Annotated in this window: 4 protein-coding genes and 1 pseudogene; all 5 read left to right on the top strand. The window is 36.8% G+C overall.

Annotated features, from left to right (window positions below):
• Positions 1 to 90 (top strand): YopX family protein (locus tag DVW83_RS15870; RefSeq protein ID WP_274548147.1); only part of this gene is annotated, 90 nt, incomplete at its 5' end.
• Positions 83 to 634 (top strand): DUF1642 domain-containing protein, encoded by a 552-nt coding sequence (locus DVW83_RS14590; RefSeq protein WP_161569466.1) that lies wholly within the window; start codon positions 83 to 85, stop codon positions 632 to 634. The genes DVW83_RS15870 and DVW83_RS14590, both read left to right, overlap by 8 nt.
• Positions 631 to 1,008, top strand: a complete 378-nt coding sequence (locus tag DVW83_RS14595) for a hypothetical protein (RefSeq protein ID WP_104660543.1) — start codon at positions 631 to 633, stop codon at positions 1,006 to 1,008. The genes DVW83_RS14590 and DVW83_RS14595 overlap by 4 nt, the downstream gene beginning before the upstream one ends.
• 65 nt (positions 1,009 to 1,073) lie before the next feature.
• Positions 1,074 to 1,241 (top strand): hypothetical protein, encoded by a 168-nt coding sequence (locus DVW83_RS15270; protein WP_167592806.1) that lies wholly within the window; start codon positions 1,074 to 1,076, stop codon positions 1,239 to 1,241.
• Positions 1,242 to 1,312: 71 nt separating this feature from the next.
• A pseudogene (locus DVW83_RS14600) lies at positions 1,313 to 1,491 on the top strand (ArpU family transcriptional regulator); the annotation flags it as partial.

Below are 1,491 nucleotides of genomic sequence, written 5' to 3' on the forward strand. Positions count from 1 at the left end.
GTATTCAAGCGTAATGAGGCTGGGTATGAATACGAAGTCATCGGAAATATATATGAGAATCCTGAGTTGTTGGAGGACAGCGATGAATAAACAGGAATTGATTGATAAATATACTACAGAAAGAGATAAGTTAAGGCCATATTGTCCTAATAGAAATCAAAGTGAAGAGAAACTTAAATTAGGTATTTTTACAGAATTTATTGCTGATTTAAAGCAACTAGACGAACCGCAGAAGCCAGTGGTGCCTATGTTTTTAGATGAATATATTAAAGATAATGAAGGAGAGCATGCTGCAGATATTTTTTCTGCTGAATGGTTGTATGAAGAATCTGGTGTTCTTGAAGAAAAAGTTGCGGAATGGATCCTCGATGATGAAGTAGAAGAAAATAATCGTAGATATCTTATAGCAGTTCAAGCTTTTGTAACAGGGGACTACGAGGTCGAGAAAGAGCCGTTGTACTGCGTGAAAATTGGCAAAGGATATTTTTCTGGTTGGGATGAAACTAAGGTGACATATGTTATTGATGATGCTCCTGATGCGTTAGCTCAACGTGTTAAATATGAAACTAGAGAAGAAGCCGAAATGGATGCTATTGAAGTCGGAGGAACAGTGGAAGAGGTGGCGGAAGAATGAGCGAGGCGCTGGAATGGCTAAAAGCAGAATCAGATAGACTTGAAAAAGAGTGTAACGAGAATAGTGATCCACATAAAATAGTAAATCATAATTTTTTGGAAGGTTTCAATTATGCACTAGCGAATGTTCAGGCGCTAGAAGAAACAGAACTCAACGACAACCAGAAAATTGTGTTGGATTATTTAAAGAATGAAATTTCGGAAAATAATCTTCAATACACACTGTGGAGTTTCACAGAAGATGTCTATGAAAAATTAGAAATAGGTGCTGGTTTGGCATCTTATATAAAAGCATGGGAAAAACTAAAAGAAAAACAAAAATTTGAAGTTCTAGCAGCATTCGCGCAATGGGGATTGGGACAGGAGGAAGCGTGATGGCTAGCTAAGAGTAAAGGGAATTTAGCAGTGGCTCGACTGGCTGATGTGGAGGTAATTAAATCATGATTACAAATATCATAAGTATCACAGTAATAGTTATTCTACTTTTGATAGTTGTTTCTCTAAGCAATGAAACAACTAATCTCAAAAAAGAAAATCATAAACTAAAAATCATGCTGAAAGACACAAAATATGCTGAAATTGTCGATCTATTATCTGATGACAAATAAAAAAGCCGGATTCCTCCGACTGTGAATAATATTTCTGACACAAGTATTATATCATATTTGGGGGAATCAGGATGGTACTTTTCGATGTGAAGAGGTATGAGACACCAGAAGTAAAAGATGTGGATATGGAACGCACAAAATATAATGTCGCTGTATTTCTTTCAGCATATCTATCAGCTAGATGTAGAGTAGGTCAACCTAGGGAACCGAAGGTAACGGCATCTTACTCCTTGGTTCCACCTTCTACAGC

Source organism: Enterococcus sp. VV15, assembly GCF_005236045.1.
In the GTDB taxonomy this organism is placed as follows: Bacteria; Bacillota; Bacilli; order Lactobacillales; family Enterococcaceae; genus Enterococcus_B; species Enterococcus_B durans.

Bases quoted from the DNA above. Each gene is read 5' to 3' on its own strand.
- DVW83_RS15270 (WP_167592806.1), top strand. From the start codon at position 1,074: ATGATTACAAATATCATAAGTATCACAGTAATAGTTATTCTACTTTTG.
- DVW83_RS14590 (WP_161569466.1), top strand. From the start codon at position 83: ATGAATAAACAGGAATTGATTGATAAATATACTACAGAAAGAGATAAG.
- DVW83_RS14595 (WP_104660543.1), top strand. From the start codon at position 631: ATGAGCGAGGCGCTGGAATGGCTAAAAGCAGAATCAGATAGACTTGAA.